The sequence below is a fragment of the Paenibacillus sacheonensis genome (assembly GCF_009909195.1).
GTDB lineage: Bacteria > Bacillota > Bacilli > Paenibacillales > Paenibacillaceae > Paenibacillus_Z > Paenibacillus_Z sacheonensis.
Genome location: NZ_JAAAMU010000010.1, coordinates 126079 through 146073, shown reverse-complemented (window position 1 = coordinate 146073; position 19995 = coordinate 126079). Strand labels below are relative to the sequence as shown.

17 protein-coding genes and 1 other annotated feature are annotated in these 19995 nt (G+C 56.1%); of the genes, 4 read left to right on the top strand and 13 right to left on the bottom strand.

Features of this window, described 5'->3' with window-relative positions:
* Nucleotides 1-38: 38 nt before the first annotated feature.
* From floT to tyrS, 3 genes are all read right to left on the bottom strand, one after another.
* Entirely contained in the window at nucleotides 39-1544 is a 1506-nt protein-coding gene (floT, locus tag GT003_RS19345) for a flotillin lipid rafts scaffold protein FloT (protein ID WP_161700842.1), read from the bottom strand.
* Nucleotides 1545-1569: 25 nt separating this feature from the next.
* Nucleotides 1570-2097 (bottom strand): NfeD family protein, encoded by a 528-nt coding sequence (locus GT003_RS19340; protein WP_161700840.1) that lies wholly within the window; start codon nucleotides 2095-2097, stop codon nucleotides 1570-1572.
* 183 nt (nucleotides 2098-2280) lie between these two features.
* Nucleotides 2281-3540, bottom strand: a complete 1260-nt coding sequence (gene tyrS, locus GT003_RS19335; RefSeq protein WP_161700996.1) for a tyrosine--tRNA ligase — start codon at nucleotides 3538-3540, stop codon at nucleotides 2281-2283.
* A gap of 46 nt (nucleotides 3541-3586) precedes the next feature.
* Nucleotides 3587-3877 (bottom strand) — a binding site (T-box leader).
* A 185-nt stretch (nucleotides 3878-4062) separates the two neighbouring features.
* Here tyrS and GT003_RS19330 point away from each other — a divergent pair.
* Nucleotides 4063-7182, top strand: coding sequence for a transglycosylase domain-containing protein (locus GT003_RS19330; RefSeq protein ID WP_161700838.1), 3120 nt, complete (start codon nucleotides 4063-4065; stop codon nucleotides 7180-7182).
* Between the two features lie 106 nt (nucleotides 7183-7288).
* Here GT003_RS19330 and acsA read toward each other — a convergent pair whose 3' ends face one another.
* Entirely contained in the window at nucleotides 7289-9013 is a 1725-nt protein-coding gene (acsA, locus tag GT003_RS19325; RefSeq protein WP_161700836.1) for an acetate--CoA ligase, read from the bottom strand.
* Between the two features lie 166 nt (nucleotides 9014-9179).
* Here acsA and GT003_RS19320 point away from each other — a divergent pair, with 166 nt between their 5' ends.
* A complete protein-coding gene (locus GT003_RS19320; protein ID WP_161700834.1) occupies nucleotides 9180-9812 on the top strand; it encodes a GNAT family N-acetyltransferase in 633 nt (210 codons plus the stop codon).
* A gap of 45 nt (nucleotides 9813-9857) precedes the next feature.
* Nucleotides 9858-11036, top strand: coding sequence for an acetoin utilization protein AcuC (locus GT003_RS19315; protein ID WP_161700832.1), 1179 nt, complete (start codon nucleotides 9858-9860; stop codon nucleotides 11034-11036).
* A gap of 71 nt (nucleotides 11037-11107) precedes the next feature.
* Here GT003_RS19315 and GT003_RS19310 read toward each other — a convergent pair whose 3' ends face one another.
* From GT003_RS19310 to GT003_RS19290, 5 genes are all read right to left on the bottom strand, one after another.
* Nucleotides 11108-11809, bottom strand: a complete 702-nt coding sequence (locus GT003_RS19310) for a 5'-methylthioadenosine/adenosylhomocysteine nucleosidase (protein ID WP_161700830.1) — start codon at nucleotides 11807-11809, stop codon at nucleotides 11108-11110.
* Entirely contained in the window at nucleotides 11809-12813 is a 1005-nt protein-coding gene (gene ccpA, locus GT003_RS19305; RefSeq protein ID WP_161700828.1) for a catabolite control protein A, read from the bottom strand. The genes GT003_RS19310 and ccpA overlap by 1 nt, the downstream gene beginning before the upstream one ends.
* 57 nt (nucleotides 12814-12870) lie before the next feature.
* Nucleotides 12871-13242: a bacillithiol system redox-active protein YtxJ gene (gene ytxJ / locus GT003_RS19300; RefSeq protein WP_239565622.1), complete on the bottom strand. Its 372-nt coding sequence runs from the start codon at nucleotides 13240-13242 to the stop codon at nucleotides 12871-12873.
* Nucleotides 13243-13261: 19 nt separating this feature from the next.
* A complete protein-coding gene (locus tag GT003_RS19295; protein WP_161700826.1) occupies nucleotides 13262-13678 on the bottom strand; it encodes a hypothetical protein in 417 nt (138 codons plus the stop codon).
* A gap of 148 nt (nucleotides 13679-13826) precedes the next feature.
* The gene (locus tag GT003_RS19290) at nucleotides 13827-14240 is read right to left on the bottom strand and encodes a VanZ family protein (protein ID WP_161700824.1); all 414 of its coding nucleotides are present in this window, start codon (nucleotides 14238-14240) and stop codon (nucleotides 13827-13829) included.
* Nucleotides 14241-14303: 63 nt separating this feature from the next.
* Here GT003_RS19290 and GT003_RS19285 point away from each other — a divergent pair, with 63 nt between their 5' ends.
* Nucleotides 14304-14828, top strand: coding sequence for a type 1 glutamine amidotransferase domain-containing protein (locus GT003_RS19285; RefSeq protein ID WP_161700822.1), 525 nt, complete (start codon nucleotides 14304-14306; stop codon nucleotides 14826-14828).
* Nucleotides 14829-14904: 76 nt separating this feature from the next.
* Here the strand turns inward: GT003_RS19285 and ptsP are convergent, their stop codons facing one another.
* The 4 genes from ptsP to GT003_RS19265 all read right to left on the bottom strand — a co-directional run bounded on the left by ptsP (nucleotide 14905) and on the right by GT003_RS19265 (nucleotide 19910).
* Entirely contained in the window at nucleotides 14905-16665 is a 1761-nt protein-coding gene (gene ptsP, locus GT003_RS19280; protein ID WP_161700820.1) for a phosphoenolpyruvate--protein phosphotransferase, read from the bottom strand.
* Nucleotides 16662-18545 (bottom strand): glucose PTS transporter subunit IIA, encoded by a 1884-nt coding sequence (locus GT003_RS19275; RefSeq protein ID WP_161700818.1) that lies wholly within the window; start codon nucleotides 18543-18545, stop codon nucleotides 16662-16664. Before GT003_RS19275 ends, ptsP begins: the two co-directional genes overlap by 4 nt.
* 157 nt (nucleotides 18546-18702) lie before the next feature.
* Nucleotides 18703-19362, bottom strand: a complete 660-nt coding sequence (locus GT003_RS19270; RefSeq protein WP_161700816.1) for a hypothetical protein — start codon at nucleotides 19360-19362, stop codon at nucleotides 18703-18705.
* 113 nt (nucleotides 19363-19475) lie between these two features.
* Complete coding sequence (locus GT003_RS19265; protein WP_161700814.1) at nucleotides 19476-19910, bottom strand: CoA-binding protein; 435 nt, start codon at nucleotides 19908-19910, stop codon at nucleotides 19476-19478.
* Nucleotides 19911-19995: the final 85 nt, after the last annotated feature.

The following is a 19995-nucleotide window of genomic DNA, read 5'->3' as shown; positions in this document are numbered from 1 at the left end:
TCCGGTCAAAGACCGAAGCCAGCTTCTAGAAGAAAACTTTAGGCACTATCGCCTTTTACCGCTTCAACGGGAATCGTCGCACCCGCGGAAGCAGGCAAATTCTTCGCAGTCAATCCGCGTACGAAAGCATTCAGATCGATGCCGGAGACGCTCTTCAGCATTTCTGGGGCTGTCGCCATAAGCGATGTAACGTAATTGCTGATGCGGGCTGCGCCTTCGCCATGACCGGTATCGACGACGGTCAGCTTGTCGATCGCGCTGATCGGATCGGCGATTTTGCCGGCCAATTCCGGGAGCATCTTCACGATGATATCGAGCACGGCCGCCTCGCCGAACTGTTCGAACGCATGCGCCAGCTTCTCTTTGGCCTCCGCCTCCGCCAAGCCGCGCAGCCGGATCACGTCGGCTTCCGCCGTACCTTTCGCCCGCTCGGCTTCCGCGATCGCAAGGCCGTCCAATCGCTTCTGGGCCGCGTTTGCTTTGGCTTCCGCTTCGATTTGGTACTGAGCCGCATCCGCCTCGCGCATTCTCTTCGCCTTGTCCGCTTCAGCCGCTTGTTCGACGGCATACCGATCGGCATCCGCCTTCTTCTTCACTTCGGCGTCGTACTGCTTCTCGCGCCGCAGGATCTCCTTGCCTTCCAGATCGATTTCCCGTTCTTTCCGGACGAGCTCGACCTGCATCTGTTCCTCGACGACCAGCTGCTTCGCGCGCGCTTCTTGAATGGCATACGCTTGATCGGCCTCTGCCTTGGCGGAATCCTGTTCCTTCTTGAACGAAGCTACCTTCAGTTCTTTGGCCTTGGAGGCTTCCGCGATATTCGTATCGCGCAGCAGCTCTGCCTTCAAACCTTCTTCTTCGGCACGCGCTTTCTGAATCCGCGAATCTCTGACCGCTTCCGCTTCGGCAATATCGGCATCCCGCTTGACCGCGGCGATACGCGGCTTGCCAAGCGCTTCCAGATAACCGTGCTTATCGCGCAGATCCTTTATCGTAAAGGAGACGATCTGAAGGCCCATCTTCTTCAAGTCCCGCGCCGCGACGCCCTGTACTTCCTGCGCGAATTTGTCGCGGTTCCGGTAAACTTCCTCCACGGTCATCGAGCCGAGAATGGCGCGGAGATGGCCTTCCAGTACTTCCTGAGCCTCGCTCTTCAGCGCATCGGTCGGCTTTCCAAGAAACTGCTCCGCCGCAGTCGCGATGTCCTCCACCGACCCGCCGATCTTGATGATCGCGACGCCGTCGCAAATGACGGGAACGCCTTGTTCCGTATAGACCTCGGGCGTCGATACGTCGAGCTTGTGGGAGAGCAGCGACAAGAAGTCGGCTTTCTGGAAAATCGGCAGGATGAACGCGCCGCCGCCGCGCACGATTTTGTTTTTTCGTCCGGATTCATCGGCGGCGACGTTACGGCTTCCTAGAAAGGAGCCCGTCACGATCATCGCTTTGTCCGGACCTACCGTCCGGTATCTGGCCCAGAACGCCAAGCCCAACAAAATCAATACGCCGACAACCGCGGCGGGGATAATCAAATAATCAGCCATGTAATCGTTCCTCTCTCTTGCGAAATTATAGCTCCAGCTTGGATACGAGGAGCGTGTGCGCTTCAACGCGAATGACGACAACGCGCGTGCCGGAGGGGATCGCCATGCCGTCGAAGCTGGCGGCGATGTGATTCGTCAAGCCGGCGCCGACCTTCACCGTCACTTCGCCGAAGCCCGTGGCCGGGATCGGTACGATGACGTCGCCGATCATGCCGTTCAGTTCTTTCATCGAATAGCCCGTCGATTGTTCGCTCCGTTCCATCGGACGAATGTATAACAGATAAATGCCGATGGCGGCTATTACAGCTAGCAGAACCGCAATCACGGTATTCACGATCGCGCCCAAACCGCTGTGATGCTCCAGGAGCAGGCCCGCTCCGCCGAATACGGTTATGCCTCCGACGACCGCGGTCGGTTGGAGAACCGGTACGCCGTCCAGCGAAAGGAAATCAAGCATCCCGTCAAGCGCAAGACTGAGCCAATCGCCGAGTACGACACTGACGATCGCGAAGAATATACCGCCGAATAAACAACCGAGAAATACCCCTTCCATGCCCTCCCTCCATTTCTCGAATCCCATATTTTATCATTTCATCCGATATTTATTACGCCGTGATCGAAGAGAAGTTTCGCCTGCCCAGCCTTAAGCGCTATTTTGTTGTCGAATGAAGGCTTTCCATGGCACAGCAAAAAAGCTTACCCTGCGAATGAATCCGCACGATAAGCTTATTGCCGCTTACTGGTTTTGAAGAACCAATTTCACGTATTTACGCTTCCCGACCTGTATAATGTCTCCATCGGAAGGCGAGATGTCCGCCGACCAATCCTCGATTTTCTGTTCGTTGATGCGTACCGCGCCCTGCTGAACGCTGCGCTTTGCTTCGCTGCTGGACGACTGCAGGCCAAGCGACGTCAGCAGCTTCAGTATTCCGATGCGGCCTTCGACCAGTTCTCCGGCTGCCAGCACGGCTGCTTGAATGTCGCCCGGAAGCGCGCGCTTCTGGAAAACGGTAACGAAATGCGCCTCCGCCGCCTCTGCTGCTTCTTCGCCGTGGTACATGCGAACGAAGGTGCGGGCAAGCGCCATCTTGGCGTCGCGCGGATGCTTGCTTCCGTTCGCGATGCCTTCCCTCAGCTGCAGCAGCTCCTCATTGGCGATATCCGTAGCCAGCTCGTAGTATTTCAGCATCAGCTCATCCGGAATCGACATCGACTTGCCGTAGATTTGGTTCGGTTCTTCGTCGATCCCGATGTAATTGCCCAAGCTCTTGCTCATCTTGTTCACGCCGTCCAAGCCTTCGATGAGCGGCGTCATGATCGCGGCCTGCGTTGCTTTGCCATACTCCTTCTGGAGCGTGCGGCCCATGAGCAGGTTGAACGTTTGGTCTGTGCCGCCGAGCTCGACGTCGCTCTCCAGCGCCACGGAATCATAGCCCTGCATGAGCGGGTAAAAAAACTCATGGATGCTGATCGGCAGGCCGGACGAGTAGCGTTTCGTGAAATCGTCCCGTTCCAGCATGCGCGCGACCGTCACTTTGGCCGACAGCGTCACGACTTCCGCGAAGCTCATCGGACCGAGCCACTCGGAATTGTAGTAAACCGTCGTCTTGGCCGGATCGAGCAGCTTGTAGATTTGCTTCTGGTACGTCTCCGCATTCCGCTTCACGTCTTCTTCGCTCAGCTGTTTACGTGTCTCGGACTTGCCGGTCGGATCGCCGATCCGACCGGTAAAATCGCCGATGATCAGCTGCACGTCATGGCCCAGCTGTTGGAACTGCCTCAGCTTGTGAAGCACGACCGTATGTCCGATATGAATATCCGGCGCCGAGGGGTCTAGTCCCAGCTTCACTTTAAGCGGCTTGCCCGTCGCCACGGCGTTCGCGACCTTCGCCTTCAAATCTTCCTCGGGTACGATCTCGACGACGCCCCGACGAATGACCTCCATCTGGCGCTCCGCTTCCTGCTGCTGTGCCGGCGTCAATTGCTCCCACTTCACCATTTCGGTTTCACTCCCTCGCGAAATAAAAAAATCCTTCTTGTCCTCAAGGGACGAGAAGGATTTGCTCGCGGTACCACCCTCGTTAGGGACGCCGGCTCCTTTGCAGCAAGCTGCGGGAAGAACACCGTGAAAACGGCCCTCACTTCATTTCATAACGGATATCATCCGGATGCAGACTACTAGCAGACGTTTCCGCTCTTGCAAGCCGGAACCGCGCGTTCTTCCGATCGACTCGGGGCGGTAATTCGACTGTCGGCGCGTACCGGTTCGCACCTGCCACCGGCTCTCTGGAATCGCGGCCCGCCAATCTACTGGAGCCCGTCAACGTGTTTTGATATGCACTTTTCTTGTTACTCTTTATACCATAGGGGATTTGACAAGTCAACAGACATGCCCGGCATCCCCCGTCCCATGCGGCATCTTGACGAATTACGGTCAAATTCGGCCGTCTAAAAACTCCAAATCAATTGGCGATTTATGCTATAATAATGCTGTTAATCGGAGGAGGCTAATCACTTTATGGATCAAGACCATCAAAAGAAGCCGAAAGGATACAGCAAATGGCGAACTTTTGGTATCGTAACGTTCGTAACGTTTAAATGGCTCTTTATTTTCGGTCTATTATTCGGATTATTCGCAGGAGCCGCGGCGGCCGGTTACGTGGCATCTTTCGTGAAGGACGAGCCCGTACGCGCCAGAGCGGAAATCGAAGCCAAAATTCAGGAAAACGCCATCACTGGCTTCGTATATTTCAATGATGGACAAACCCCCGTCGGCCAGCTGCGAACGGAAGAAGACCGACGCCTGATCAAGCGGGAAGACATTCCGCCGCAGGTGGTCAACGCCGTTCTCGCCACGGAAGACAATAACTTCTATAAGCATATCGGGGTCGATTTCAACGCGCTTGCACGCGCGGTCAAGCAGAAACTGCTGAACGAAGATACGCAGACCGGCGGCAGCACGCTCACCCAGCAGCTCGTCAGGCAGGTTTTCCTGACCCTCGACAAGACCGACAGCCGGAAAGCGAAAGAAATATTCCTCTCGCTTCGGCTTGAACGGTTCATGACCAAGGACGAGATTCTAACCGCTTATTTGAATAAAGTCCAATTCGGCACAGGCAACAGCGGCTACAATTTGTACGGCATCAAGGCAGCCGCCAAGGGCATCTTCAACATTACGGACCTGAACCAGCTGAACATCGCGCAATCCGCCTATTTGGCCGGTCTGCCGCAGCGCCCTTCGGCGTATACGGCCTTCACGAGCAAAGGAAAGTTCAATCCGAACGGCTTCAAGCTCGCGATGGACCGCCAGCGTTTAGTATTAAAGCGCATGCTGGATACCACGCGCATCAGCCAAGAGCAGTATGACGAAGCGCTTAATTTCGACGTCAAAGGCTCGCTTGCGAAACCGACGGAAAAAGCCTATTCCACCTTCCCGTTCCTGATGCTGGAATCGGAACGTCAAGCGGCGGAGCTCCTGCTCCTGCAGGAGAACCCGAACCTGACCCCCGAGGACGTGAAGAAGAAGGAAAACGCGCCGCAGCTCGAGGAAGCAAGGCAGCACCTGCTGCGCGGCGGTTATCACATCTACACGACGATCGACAAGAAAGTCTACAACTCGATGCACAAGGTCGGCTCGGACCCGAACAACTTCGGAGGCGACAGCAAGGAGAAGGGCTTGGAGCAAACCGGCGCGATCATGCTCGACCATAAGACCGGCGCGATTCTCGGCATGCTGGAGGGCCGCGACTTCTATACGGAGCAATTGAACCACGCCACGCAGATGACGCGTCAACCCGGCTCGACGATGAAGCCGATCGCAGCTTACCTGCCTGCCATCGACAAAGGTTTGATTCAACCCGCGAGCATCATCGACGATTCCCCGATCGTCATGAAGGACGGCCAGAAAGGCTACCATATCCCGATGAACGTGACGAACAAATTCAACGGGCTCGTGACGGCAAGGGATGCGCTGAACCGCTCGTTGAACATTCCGGCGCTCAAAATTTTCAACAACATCGTCACCATTCCGGAAGCATGGAAATTCGCCAGAAAGCTGGGCATTACGACGCTTCAGCCGACTGACGATGCGGCTCAGACCGGCGTTATCGGCGGCCTCAGCATCGGGGTGTCCGTCGAGGAATTGACGAACGCTTACGGCGCGATTGCCGATAATGGCAATTTCAACGACGCCTATATGATCAGCCGGATCACGGATGCCGACGGCAAAGTCGTCTATCAGCATGAAGCCAAGCCGCTTCGCGTGTTCTCGGAGCAAACCGCGTTCCTCATGACGGACATGCTGCGGACGGTCATATCCGAACCGGCAGGATCCGGTCACAAAATTACGACTTATTTCAAAAATTACGGTAAAATTCCCGTCGTCGGCAAAACCGGCTCCACCCAAAGCTACGGAGACGTATGGTTCATGGGCTTCTCCCCCGACATTACGCTCGGCGTGTGGGTCGGCTACGAGAAGCAGAAATACACGCTGTCCAAACCGGAACGGGAGCGCGCGCGGATCATTTGGTCGGCTATCATGAACGAAGTGACGACCGAGCGTCCGGAGTTATTCCCGACCAAACAATTTACGATGCCGTCCGGCATCGTCAAATCGACCGTATCGGGCTTCAGCGGCAAATTGCCGACGGAGCTGACGCGCAGCAGCGGCAAACTGGTGACCGATTGGTTCAATTCCAAATTCCTGCCGAAGGAACCTGACGACGCTCTCGTCAAGATGGCCGTCATCTCCTACAACGGCGTGAACTACATTCCGCAGCCGTCCACGCCCGCGGATATGATCGACGAACGAATCGTCGTGAAACGCGAGAAGCCGCTCGACGTGCTGATGCAGGAAATCGAAGCCGCGCAGGCGAAGCTGCCGGCTGACAGCCGCAGGCCGATGAGCATGTACGTGCCGGCCGACGCCGGCAAGGATGCCCCATCCATCATCGATCCGCGCGTCGAGGACGGCCATGCTCCGAGCCCGCCTTCGAACGTGACGCTCGAAACGGTAACGGCGACCAAGTACCGGATTTCGTTCAAGCCGTCTCCGGAGAAGGATGTCGTCGGTTACAGGCTGTACCGCGCCGTCAACGATGGACCTTTCACGAATATGGGCAGCGCCATTCTAACCGGACAGGATACCAAGTTCGTCAACTTCGTCGGAAGCCAAGGCATCTATGCCTATTACGTAACGGCTGTGGACGTGGCGGGCAAGGAATCGGCGCCAAGCCTTCTCGTCTCGCCTGGGGGCAGCTATACGACGAAAGGCAATGATACAGGGTCGAACACCGGGAATCAGGGCACCATCAATGACGATACCGGCATACCTGAGGATAACGGAACTTCAACGGGAACGAATAACGGCCTCGCGGCCCCGTCGGCTCCCATGAACGTAACGGTCTCGACCACGGATATCGGCATTAAGCTGACTTGGCCCGATAACGCTTCGTCCGAGCAGGTAACCACCTACAATGTGTACTACAGCACGAGCAGCAATGGCAGGTACAACAAAATCGGCAGCACGGGCGAAGCAAGATTCGAATATGTGTCTCCCCTGACGAGCGGCTACTTCCAAGTCACCGCCGTCAATGAAGCCGGAGAATCCTCGGCTTCCCCGTCTGTCGGCATTCAATAACGAAACAATCGAAACAATCGAAACAAACAAAACAAACAAAGAACCTTCAAGCGCTTGATGCGCTTGAAGGTTCTTTGTTGTGCTGACGTATTCATGAGGCCCTGGCTTAATCTTCGATCGTGGACAAATCGCCTGTGGGCAAATTAAGCTCCCATGCCTTCAGAACGCGGCGCATGATCTTGCCGCTGCGCGTCTTCGGCAGTTTATCTTTGAATTCGATTTCGCGCGGCGCAGCGTGCGCGGAGAGGCCTTCTTTTACGAACTTCGTAATATCTGCCTTCAGTTCGTCCGAAGGCGAGAAGCCCTCGCGAAGCGCCACAAACGCTTTGATGATCTCGCCGCGCATCGGATCGGGTTTGCCGATTACCCCAGCTTCCGCAACGGCCGGATGCTCGACCAGCTTGCTCTCCACCTCGAACGGCCCTACGCGCTCCCCAGCCGTATTGATGACGTCGTCGATTCGGCCTTGGAACCAGAAATAACCGTCCTCGTCGCGATACGCGGAGTCGCCGGAAATGTACCAGCCGGGAATCCGGAAGTATTCTTCGTACTTGGCCGGATTGTTCCACACCTTGCGCATCATGGACGGCCAAGGCGTGCGGATGGCCAGGTTGCCCATACGATAAGGAGGCAGCTCGTTGCCGCTGTCATCGATGATCGCGGCCTGTACGCCCGGAATCGGCTTGCCCATGGAGCCCGGTTTGATTTCCATGCTAGGGTAGTTGCAGATCAGCTGTGCGCCGGTCTCCGTCATCCACCACGTATCGTGAATGCGTTGATGGTAGACTTTCAGACCCCAACGCACGACTTCCGGATTCAGCGGCTCGCCTACGCTCAGGACATGACGCAGGCTGGACAGGTTGAATTGCCCTACGACCTCATCGCCGGCTCCCATTAGCATGCGGAACGCTGTAGGCGCGCTGTACCATACGGTAACGCCGTAACGCTCAATCGTCTTGTACCAATCCTGCGGGCTGAAGCGTCCTCCGCGGATCACGTTGGTCGCGCCGTTCAGCCACGGAGCGAAAATGCCATAGGAAGTTCCGGTGACCCAGCCTGGATCGGCCGTGCACCAATAAATATCGTCAGGCTGCAAGTCGAGAACGACGCGGCCGGTAAAGTAATGTTGTATCATGGCATTTTGCACGTGGAAGATGCCTTTCGGCTTACCGGTCGAACCGGAGGTATAGTGGATAAGCAGACCGTCTTCCTTGTCAAGCCACTCGATATCCGCCGCATCGCTCGCCGCTGCCATTTCGGCTTTGAAGTCGACGATCCCCTCTCCTGCCTGAACATCGTCACCGACGACGATGACATGACGGAGATCCGGAAGCTCGTTTCTTGGAATGCGCGATAACAAGGCAGGCGTCGTAATGATCGCCGCCGCACTGCTGTCCTGCAGCCGGTCTCTGACGGCCGTCTCCATGAATGCCTCGAAGAGCGGTCCGACGACAGCGCCGACCTTCAATGAACCGAGCAGGCTGAAGTACAGCTCAGGCGTACGCGGCATGAAAATGAAAACGCGCTCTCCTTTGCCGATACCCAATCCGCGCAGCACATTCGCGAAACGGTTCGACTGAAGGGAGAGTTCCTCGAACGTATACGACTCATCGCGTGCATTATCGCTATAGTAGAGAGCAACTTTGCCGCCTCGTCCAGCCTCGACATGACGATCGATTGCTTCGTAAGCCATGTTCACTTTGCCTGTTTCATGCCACGAAAAATGCTTATCGAGCTGATCAAACGCAAATCCTGCATAAGTTTCATCATAGCTTGCCATGTTGGAGCCGGATGCCGTCACCGGAATCCGTTCTTGATGCGTGTTACTCATTCTTCATCATCCTCCTGCCCATAGTAAAACCGTTCTCTTTTCTCTGTTCGGGCCCTGCCCGAATACGCTTTCATATTATATCATGTCTGCCGTTCTTCAGGCCATGCTTTTCATGCTAACTTTTTTTTGATATAAGTAGGATAGCATGCGAAAGGAGCCCGATTCATTGGAACATCGCAAACTGCCGCATACGGAGATCGTTCGCTTTCAAGAACGGGATATCGTGATCGAAGGCCCCATGGAAGCGCATCGGCTGAGAAGCTTGAAGCTGCATGACCAATTGGATGCGTTCCGCCGGCCGATCGAACAACATAAAGCTCTGATCGAAATTGCCGAACTGCCCGAAGGCCGAATCGTCGCAGCCAGGGATGGCGATATCATCGTCGGTTACGTCACCTTCCATTATCCGGACGAGCTCGAAACCTGGTCCGAGGGGAACATGGAGGATCTGGTTGAACTGGGCGCCGTTGAAGTGGCCGATGCTTATCGCGGTCTGGGCCTGGCCAAACGTTTGATTCTGCTCGCGTTCAGGAACGAACAGTTGGAGAACGTCATTGTGTATACAACGGAATATTATTGGCACTGGGACCTTGAGGGCACCGGCCTCAGCGTGTGGGACTATCGCGCCATGATGGAACAGCTCATGAAAGAAGCCGGCATGGTCTGGTTTGCGACGGACGATCCCGAGATCTGCGCGCATCCCGCAAACTGTCTCATGGTGCGCATCGGCAGAGAAGTTCCGCTTAGCTCGATACAGCAATTTGACCGCGTTCGGTTCAGGCAGCGGTTCATGTATTAAGTCGCTTACACGTGAACAGCACGAGCAGAAAGGAAGTTGAACAGCATGGCGGCCAAAGCCGTTTATATCCATTCGCCAGATGCGGAACGCTATAAATTCAATCAGGAGCATCCCTTCAACCCGATTCGACTGGCGCTTGCCCGGCATTTGCTGGAGGCCGCAGGCGCGCTCGAGCCCGATCAAATCGTCCAAGCCGGCTTCGCCGGCGACGACATGCTGCAGCTCGTTCATCGCGCGGACTATGTTGAAGCCGTACGCAGTCTCAGCGTATCGAGCCCCGCTCCGGCTGTCGCTGCCAAGGCGGACAGCTACGGCTTAGGCACGGAGGACACGCCGTACTTCCCCGGCATGCACGAAGCCGCAGCCGCCATCGTCGGCGGTTCGGTGCTGGCGGCGGATATCGTCATGAGCGGCCAAGCCGAACATGCGTATCATATGGCAGGCGGGCTGCATCATGCTTTCCCCGACCGCGGCTCGGGCTTCTGCGTCTATAACGACGCCGCCATCGCCATTGCGCACATCCGGAAACAATACGGCGCCCGCGTGCTGTATATCGACACGGACGTCCATCACGGCGACGGCGTTCAATGGACCTTTTACGCCGATCCCGACGTATGCACCTATTCCATCCACGAGACCGGCAAGTACTTGTTCCCTGGAACCGGCTTCGTCTCGGAGCGCGGCATGGATGCCGGATTCGGCATGGCCATTAATCTGCCGCTTGAGCCCTACACCGAAGACGATTCCTGGCTGGAGAGCTTCCGCCTGACGATCGAGCGGGCAGCTGACGTATTCAAGCCTGACGTCATCATCAGCCAGCATGGCTGCGATGCCCATGCCTTCGACCCGTTGTCGCATATCCACTGCAGCATGCGGATCTATCAGACCATGCCGCTCATCATCCGCGAGCTCGCACGCACGCATACGAACGGACGCTGGATTGCCCTTGGCGGCGGCGGATATGACATTTGGCAGGTCGTACCGCGCGCGTGGGCCTTGGTATGGCTTGCCATGACCGAGCATCCCCTGGCTGAACGTTTAAGCGACAGTGCCGCGAATGAGCCGCTTCCGCTATCCTGGCAGCACTACTGGCTGCCTATAGCCGAGCGCGCGCTTCCGACGGATTGGCTGGATGATCTGTCCGGCTGGCAGCCGATGCCCCGGCGGGAGGAGATCGAAGCCCGCAACAAGGAGATCACCTCCATCGTTCTCCAGCAGCTCTAAACAAATAAGGCAGCATCGCTCTTCCATGCAGGAAGAATGCGAGCTGCCTTATTTCGTAACGCAACGATGGGTTACATCTGTTTGATCATCTCTTCAATGATAGCATGCGAATTAACGGAAGCCTGTACCGTAAAATCCGCAAAGTTCACATGCGCCGAGCCGTCCGCTTTATCCGACATGGAACGGATGACGACGAACGGTACGCCGTTCATGACGCATACTTGCGCGAGCGAAGCGCCTTCCATCTCGGTGCAGGCGCCGTCAAGCTCCTCGTACATCCCGCGGACCGCATCGCGCGAAGCGATGAATTGATCGCCGGACAGTACTTTCCCCTTCAGGCTGCGTCCCGGGAACAGCTGCTCGCTTGCCGAGCTGGCAAGCTCCACAAGATCCGGCGCCGCTTGAAATTCCCACACATCCTGATAAGGAATTTGACCGCGGGCGAACCCGAGCGGCGTCACGTCGAAATCGTGCTGCAGACAAGAAGTCGAAATCACGATATCCCCGATATTCAAGCTTGGCGCAACCGCGCCCGCAACGCCCGTGAACAGCACGCACTCCACGCCGGCATCGATAAGCAGCTGCGTGCAAACGGCTGCGTTCACTTTGCCGACGCCGGATTTGCAGAACACGACCTGATGTCCATGCAGGCTGCCTTCGGTGTATTCTATGCCTGCCTTCACGAAAGAGCCTGTCTTGGAGACGGTCTTGTGAAGCAAATCGATTTCTTCGGCCATCGCGCCGATGATGCCTATCTTTCCATACGCTGTCATTAGATGCTCCCTACCGACTGACGGGTTACGATTTCGTACGGCAGAATCACTTTCGGATTCTCGACCGTTTCCTTCTTCATGAGCTTCGTCAGCAGACGCATCGACACCGCTCCGATGTCGTACATCGGCTGCGCTACGGCAGTCAGCTGAGGGCGCACCATCGATGCCATGCGGCTGTTGTCTACGCTGATGACCGATATGTCATCCGGCACCTTCAGCCCGGCGTCCTGGATGCTGTGGATCGCTCCAATAGCCATTTCATCCGTTGCGGAGAAGACCGCCGTCGGACGCGTCGGCAGCTCGAGGAAATATTTCATCGCATCCGCTCCGGACTCGTAGCGGTAGTTGCCGATCCGAACCATGTTCTCGTCATATGCAAGCCCGGCTGTTTCCAGCGCGCGCTTGTAGCCTTGGAAACGAGCATAGCCGTTCGCCGGATCTTGGAGCGTGCCGCCGATCATCGCGATCGAACGGTGCCCGTTCTTGATCAGCGTCTGCACGGCCTCGAATGCCGCCGCTTCATGATCGATGTCGACCGAAGGAATCATGCCGTTCTCGTCCGTGGTTGCACAGAGCACGATCGGCACGTTAGCCGTCTTGAACGCCTGCAGATGCTCGTCCGTTACGGCGCCACCCATAAACAGCAGTCCGTCGACTTGCTTCTCCAGCAGCGTATTGATGACGCGAATCTCTTTATCTTTCTTCTTATCGGCGTTGCACAAAATAATATTGTAGTGATACATATTGGCGATATCTTCGATGCCTCGGGCCACTTCCGCGAAGATCGCATTGGAGATGTCGGGAATCACGACGCCTACCGTCGTCGTCTTCTTGCTCGCCAAACCGCGCGCTACCGCATTCGGACGGTAGCCGAGACGCTCGATGGCCTCGAATACTTTCTTGCGCGTTTGAGGCTTCACGTTCGGATTGTTGTTGACGACCCGTGACACCGTTGCCATGGACACGCCTGCTTCTCTTGCTACATCATAAATGGTTACCGTCACAGTCCTACTCTCCATTAGTTCAAATTTTTCTCTCGCCCCGTAACACTTTATCGTTAATCATACGACAAAATGTTGCTTTTCGCAATGCGTGCCGAGATGCTCGTCTAATGCGGAGTAGGTAATCTGCCAGTGTGAAGCATGCCACGACACTTTGCCACCATCTACCAGAATGAGTTGGGGCGATTCGTGCTTAAGGTTTAATTGTTCGGCGATCGCCATCGCGACGCCGCGATTCTCCGGCACGAGCACCATGACCGGGGACAGCGAGAGAGACGCCGCGTCTTCCAGCCAATTGGACAGCTCGTCGCGGGCGCCGCCGCTGATCGGGCATTCCGTGCTATGCTTGAAGATCAGCACGGGACGCCGAAAGGATTCGACATAAGCGGCTTCCCAGTCTGCTGCGGCCGTCATCGGAACAGGCATGTCCATCCTCGCCACACTCCCTTTGCTATCCGTACTGCAGCATGCTCCTGCTCAACTGAGCCAGCCGCTTATGTATGTCAGCCATCCAATCCTCGTCTCCGGATGACTGCGCGACGGCCAACAGATCAAGAAGCATATCGATCCGTTCCTCGGTCAGTCTTCTTACGATGGCGGGATCGGAATGTTTATGATCGTGATAAGCCTCTACTAACAGCTTTGCCCATTCATTCCATTCGTTAAACAAAAAGGTTTGCTTGGCGGGCTGCGCGCCCAGTTGGCCGATGAGTCCCGTCAAGTCCGGCTTCACTTCGGGAAACACCTCGCTGCTGTTGCAGGACGGGCATGAGTAAATCGGCACGTTATCGATTTCAACCTTATTGGAATAAATGACGGTACGCAGCTTCATTGGCATGAGATCGCCGCAAGAACAGCGCTTTTGCAAAATAGTCCACTCCTTCTCCTAAAAGCAGCATGGCCGCGGAGCGCTCATGTAAGCGTTTTTTCCTAGGCCTAGCGTGACGATAAAGGTATTCGACTTTTTGCGTTAAAGTCCTTCTTCCGCGCAGGTTGTAATTTTTGCATCTAACGGATTAAACAGCCAGTCTCCGCCACCGTTTGACGACAGGCGGGAAGGTCAACAACAGCATGCCCAGCGCGGCGCCGATACCATCGTGAAGCAGGTCTGCGCTGTCCGGCGAGCGGCCGTCCACGAAGGATTGATGGTACTCGTCCGTTAATCCGTAGACCAGGCATAACCCGATAATAAGCACCTTTACGGATAGGCGTTCGGCATGTCTGCCAAAGCCGTATGCATAAGCGAGTCCGAGGACGAAATAGGCGATAAAGTGGCCCCAGTTGAAGCTTGCCATCGCGGGGAACAGTTCTTGAAACCAAGGGAGTACGGAGTCCAGTTCATCGCTGGTCCGCGAGGACAGCCAGAATATCGCCAGCATGACGGCAGCGGCAGGAAGAGTGGCAGCCGAACGTCTAACGGTTTGCTTCATGGAATCACCTTCGTTTAAAATAGTGACGAGCTTGGAATCGATAATGGCAGAGGAGGAATAGACTTGTCGCTGAAAGATAAAACGATTATTTGCCTGCTTGACGATGAATTCGAGGATCTCGAATTGTGGTATCCGGTCTATCGCGTCCGTGAAGAAGGGGCGGCCGTGCTGTTCGCCGGACCCGAGAAAGGCAGGACCCATATCGGGAAATACGGCGTGCCGGCAACGGCGGATCTGGCCTATGAAGAAGTCGACGGCGCCACTATAGACGGCCTGCTCGTTCCCGGCGGCTGGGCGCCGGACAAAATCCGCCGTTACCCGAAGGTGCTGCAGCTCGTGAAGGAAATGGACGCGGCCGGCAAGCCGATCGGTCAGATCTGCCATGCCGGCTGGGTGCTCGTGTCGGCCAAAATCTTGAACGGCCGCAAAGTCACCTCGACGCCAGGCATTCGCGATGACATGGAGAATGCCGGCGCCGAATGGTTCGACGAGCCGGTCGTCGTGGACGGAAACTTGATTTCGGCTCGCCGTCCGCCGGACCTGCCGCCGTATGCAAAAGCGTTCGTCGATGCGCTTGCGCGCAAATAAGAAGAAATAAACAAGGGGCAGACTTTTGGTTTGCCCCTTTGTTTCGTTTAGTTATGGTTTCGCGGCTACTTTCGAGTTAGGAGCTTCTGAACATGTCTGGATAAGCTTCCGTCTGCTGTTCATCGGCCGTCTTGAGCTTCACGATCTCGTGAATCTCCGCGCTGGTCTTGCAGCGCATCAGCCGTTCGAACAAATCGCGGCTCTCCTGCTGCCGCAGGGACAACAGCCGCTCCTTGACCGGCAGAAGCGAATGAGAGGACATGCTCAGTTCGTCGACGTCGAGCGCGAGCCAGATCGGCAGCGCCTTGATATCCCCCGCCATCTCTCCGCATACGCCGACATGAATGCCTTGCCGTTTTGCCGCCTCGACCGTCAGCTTGATCATGCGCAGCACCGAAGGATGATAAGGCTCATACAGGTGCGAGATCTGCTCGTTCATCCGATCGACGGCCAGCGTGAATTGAATCAAATCATTCGTGCCGATACTGAAGAAGTCGACTTCCTCCGCTAGCATATCCGCAATGAGAACGGCTGCAGGCAGCTCGATCATGATCCCGGCCTTCATATCTTCCGCATAAGGGACGCCTTCCGCCCTCAGTTCGTCCTTGCATGCCTGCAGCAGGCCGTTAGCCGCTCTTACCTCTTCGACGGAAGAGATCAACGGATACATGATCTTCACGTTTCCGTAATGGCCGGCGCGCAGAATCGCTCTTAGCTGCGTCTTGAACAGATCCGTTTTGTCCAAACAAATGCGAATCGCCCGATAGCCGAGGAACGGGTTGTCTTCTTCCGGCAGCTCGAAATAATCCAGCTGTTTATCGCCGCCGATATCCAGCGTCCGGATAATGAGCGGCTTCTGTCCCAGCTTCTCCGCGACATTGCGATAGACCTCGAACTGCTCCTCTTCCCGGGGAAGCCGGCTCCGGTCCATATACAGAAACTCCGTCCGGAACAGGCCGACGCCGTTCGCGCCGCTGGACAAGGCCACGTCCAATTCCTTCAACGAGCTGATGTTCGCGCTCAACTCCATCTCCTTGCCGTCCTGCGTGACCGGCTTGAAGTTGATAATGCCCTTCAGCTGCTGCTTTTTCTCCCGCTGCAGAATCTGCTTGCCCGTATAATAATCGACGAGCGATTGCTCCGGCTCGATATGCACGATGCCGAGTCCGCCGTCGATGATCAGCATATCGCCGGTTTGAATCGGTTCCTCCAGCTTGGACTCGATGCCCACGACGAGCGGCACGCCAAGCGCTCTGGCCATAATGGAGGAATGCGAGGTCATGCTCCCTGCCAGCGTCGCAATGCCCAGTACGTGGCTCGGGTTCAGATGCGCAAGCTGGGAAGGCGACAGTTCCTTCGCGATCAGGATGAAAGGCTGCGTATCGGCGGGCAGCGTAATTTCCGGCGCGCCGAGCAAATGCTTCAGGAGCCGGTTGCCGACGTCCTTGATGTCGAGCGCGCGCTCCTTCATGTACTCGTCGTCCAGCAAATCGAACATGGTGACAAAATGGTCGATCGCTTCTTTGACGGCCACTTCCGCCGCTTTATATTGACGCTGAATGATGCCTTGAATCTCGTTCATGAAGACGGGATCGTCGAGGATGGCCAGATGCGCGTCGAAGATAAAGCTTTCTTCCGGGCCGACCACTTCGCGAAGGTCGTCTTTCATTTGCTCGATCTCGACCTTGGATGTACGAATTCCTTCATATAAGCGTTCAAACTCGCGGGCAAGGTCTCCCACGTCGATCTTCTGCTCGGGCAAGTCCCATTCCCAATTCGGAAGTACGAAAGCTTTGCCGATCGCGACGCCCGTTGATGCTCCAATACCTTGAATCACGCTGTTTCCCCTCCACCGCTTCTCTCTTTTAGAACGACCGACATGACGGAAGCCTGCCCCCGTCTCACGCTTTTGAACGGCGCAAAGCTCCAGGAGCTCACCCGGTCCGAATTCGTGATGACCATCGGCGTCGCAAGCGATTTGCTTCCTTTACGGATTTTCTGCATATCGAAGGTGATCAGCAGCTGGCCCGGCTTTACCTGGTCGCCTTCCTTCACGACGGCGGAGAAGCCCTGGCCTTTCAATTGCGACGTATCGATGCCGATGTGAAGCAGCACTTCCAGCCCGTCTGGCGTTCGTATGCCGATCGCATGCATCGAGGGATAGACGTGAATGACTTTGCCCAGAACGGGAGATACGAGCTCCCCCTTCTCTGGCATGAACGCGACGCCGTCGCCGACGAGCTTGCCCGCGAAGATCGGATCGGGTACCTCGCTGAGCGGCATCATCCGGCCTTGGACCGGCGAGCAGAAGAGCACCCTTGAGATGTCCCGGCGAATCGCCTTGTTCATCTCCTCCCGGATCAGCTCGGAATAGGTGCCGAATACGATCTGCACGTTGCCGCCGCCCAGACGGATCACGCCAGCCGCGCCAAGATGCTTAAGCGCATTATTATCGATCAGCTTGTCGCTTCCGACCTTCAGGCGCAGCCGGGTAATGCAGGCTTCCATCTGAATGATGTTTTCCTTGCCGCCGATCGCCTGAAGAATAAGCGGTGCCCGGTAAGGAATGTCGCCCGCCCACTCATCCAGCTGCGAGCCTTCCTCGCGTCCCGGCGTCGGGATACGGAATCGCCTTATGGCCCAGCGGAACATCACGTAATAAACGAGGCCGAACAGAATGCCGATCGGTATGATCAGCCAGCCTCTCGTCGCCAAATGTTCGTTGATCAGAAAATCGATGGCGCCGGCGGAGAACGAGAAGCCGGTTCGTATGCCGAGCTCGTACGTAATCCACATCATAAGTCCGGAAAGCAGCGCATGAACGACGAACAAATAGGGGGCTACGAACAGAAACGCAAATTCGATCGGCTCCGTCACGCCCGTCAAGAAGGACGCCAGCGCGGCCGTCAGGAACGTTTTGCGAATCGTCGGCTTCAGATCCTCGCGCGCTTCATGAATAATCGCGAAAGCGATGGCCGGAAGCGCGAACATCATCGTCGGATATAAGCCCGCCATGAATGCGCCGGCCGTTGGATCGCCCGCGAAAAATCGCGGCAAGTCGCCGAAAACCATATGCCCGTCCGGCACTTGATAGCCTCCGACCTGGAACCAGAACACGTGGCTGACCAAATGATGCAAGCCGAACACGACCAAAATTCGCAGCACGAATCCGAATAAAAACACGCCGAAGCCGCCGCCCGAATTGACGACATCGCCGAGCTCGATCAAGGCACTATGTATGCTTGGCGCGATCTGCACCATCACGATCGCCCAGAGCGTCGAGAATACGCTCACAATAAGCGGCACAAACCGCGGACCTCCGAAAAACTGTATATATTCGGGAAGCTTGATCGACTTGAACTTCTCGTTGAGCACGCTGGTTACGATTCCGATAATGACGCCCGTGAATACGGTCGGCTCCAGCTCGTAATGACTGGCATTGATGATGCCGGTATAAATGAACATCCCCGCGATAGCCGCAAGGCCGGCCGTTCCGGAATTGCTCGTCATGCCCATCGCGACGCCGAACGCAAACAGATAAGGAAGGAACGTAAAGAGCGTCTCGCCAGCCGTCAGCAGGTGGGTGTGGATGCTCGGCATGCCGAATGACTCCCAAGGCAACCCGCTGAGACATAGAAAAATCGCGGCCGCGGGCAGCACAATCGTCGGCAGCATAAGCGAGCGCCCGAGCTGCTGCAGGTGGCCCATAATGTTCATAACATTCCTCCTTTCGATCTCGCATTACGAAATCCTGTCCCTGTCAAAGTGAAGACGCTTGTCTTGATCGTAAGGGTTTCCCCTGCCGTTGTCAAAAGAAAACGGCGGACTCTTTCGTCCGCCGTTCGCCGTTTCGCTCAGCTTATATGCCTTGCTCCTAGAAGCGCTGCTGGCTGTTGCTGCCCATCGATGACTGTCCGTTCGCCGTAAAGCCGTGGCGGGAAATCACCGGTCCTTGATTGGAGTAGCCGGTGCTTTGCAGAACCGGGTTATTACCGGCATGGCTCGTATATTGGGTAGCGCCGTATTGATGGTTTTGATTTTGCATGCCCGCAGATCCCATACCGCCGGTCATCCCGTAATTGCCGCGGCCGCGAATCGCGTCTTGACCGCTTGTATCGCCCAAGTGGCTAAGAACCGGCTGCGCCGACTGCATGTAATGCGTCGATTGCTGGTAAGGCTGTTGGCCGTACTGCGCCTGCTGCGCGTTTTGCGCTTGGTAGCCTCCGAAATGGGAGATGACCGGCTGCGATGCGTTCGCCGAGTAGGAGGAAGCTCCACCATATGAATTCTGGGAGGAAGACTGTTGATTATAGGCATTGCCTGCCGTGTAACCAAGGTGGGAAATGACCGGACCCGTATTGGACTGTGCGGAAATGCTTCCGGCTTGTCTCGAAATACCTTGATACTGGGATTGTACGTAACCCGAAGGCTGATAACGGTTTTGCTGTCTTTGGGCTTGATTCATCCCGAACGATTGTTGGTTTGCGAAAGAAGCTTGATTTCCGTTAAAGCCCTGTTGTCCGAATTGGTTCATGGGTGTTGTGTCCTCCTAGAATATCGTGGATTAGCCAAGGAGCATGCCGCTTCGGCGCTTCAGCCCCTTAAAGCCTCCATTATTGTTGGAGGGAACCCGTTTTTTTATGACTGTTAGGATCTGGATTTGCCTTGCGGCAGCAGAATGGAATCCTCGACCTTGATGCAACGGTCCATAATGGCCAGCAGTCCTGCCTGTTCCGCAATGGCCGCCGCTTCCTCGCTCACGACGCCAAGCTGGAGCCAAAGCACTTTGGCGCCGATGGCAGCTGCTTCTTCCGCGATCGGCGGCGTAAGCTCGCTGCGCCGGAATACGTTCACGATATCAACGGGAAACGGGATGTCGGACAGCGAAGGATAGCTTTTCTCCCCGAGAATCGTCTCCGCGTTCGGATTGACGGGAACGATGCGGTAGCCTTTCGCCTGCATCGCCTCCGACACCATATGCGAGGTGCGTTCCGGATTATCGGATAAGCCGACGACCGCGATCGTGCCCGCCGACTCTAATATGCGCTTGATTTCTTCCCGAGAAGGATTCGAGAATGCCATACGAGATCCATCCTTTCCATCTGGAAAATGTCATATCCCGACCAATGCGTTTACCCGCTACTTATCGCAAGGATGCTATGGTTAG

Excerpts from the sequence above, each read along its gene's own strand:
- GT003_RS19290 (WP_161700824.1), bottom strand. The coding sequence starts at position 14,240 with ATGAAGCAAACCGTTAGACGTTCGGCTGCCACTCTTCCTGCCGCTGCC.
- GT003_RS19275 (WP_161700818.1), bottom strand. The coding sequence starts at position 18,545 with ATGAACATTATGGGCCACCTGCAGCAGCTCGGGCGCTCGCTTATGCTG.
- GT003_RS19265 (WP_161700814.1), bottom strand. The coding sequence starts at position 19,910 with ATGGCATTCTCGAATCCTTCTCGGGAAGAAATCAAGCGCATATTAGAG.
- GT003_RS19330 (WP_161700838.1), top strand. The coding sequence starts at position 4,063 with ATGGATCAAGACCATCAAAAGAAGCCGAAAGGATACAGCAAATGGCGA.
- ytxJ (WP_239565622.1), bottom strand. The coding sequence starts at position 13,242 with ATGGACATGCCTGTTCCGATGACGGCCGCAGCAGACTGGGAAGCCGCT.
- acsA (WP_161700836.1), bottom strand. The coding sequence starts at position 9,013 with ATGAGTAACACGCATCAAGAACGGATTCCGGTGACGGCATCCGGCTCC.
- GT003_RS19310 (WP_161700830.1), bottom strand. The coding sequence starts at position 11,809 with ATGACAGCGTATGGAAAGATAGGCATCATCGGCGCGATGGCCGAAGAA.
- GT003_RS19340 (WP_161700840.1), bottom strand. The coding sequence starts at position 2,097 with ATGGAAGGGGTATTTCTCGGTTGTTTATTCGGCGGTATATTCTTCGCG.
- GT003_RS19270 (WP_161700816.1), bottom strand. The coding sequence starts at position 19,362 with ATGAACCAATTCGGACAACAGGGCTTTAACGGAAATCAAGCTTCTTTC.
- GT003_RS19315 (WP_161700832.1), top strand. The coding sequence starts at position 9,858 with ATGGCGGCCAAAGCCGTTTATATCCATTCGCCAGATGCGGAACGCTAT.
- floT (WP_161700842.1), bottom strand. The coding sequence starts at position 1,544 with ATGGCTGATTATTTGATTATCCCCGCCGCGGTTGTCGGCGTATTGATT.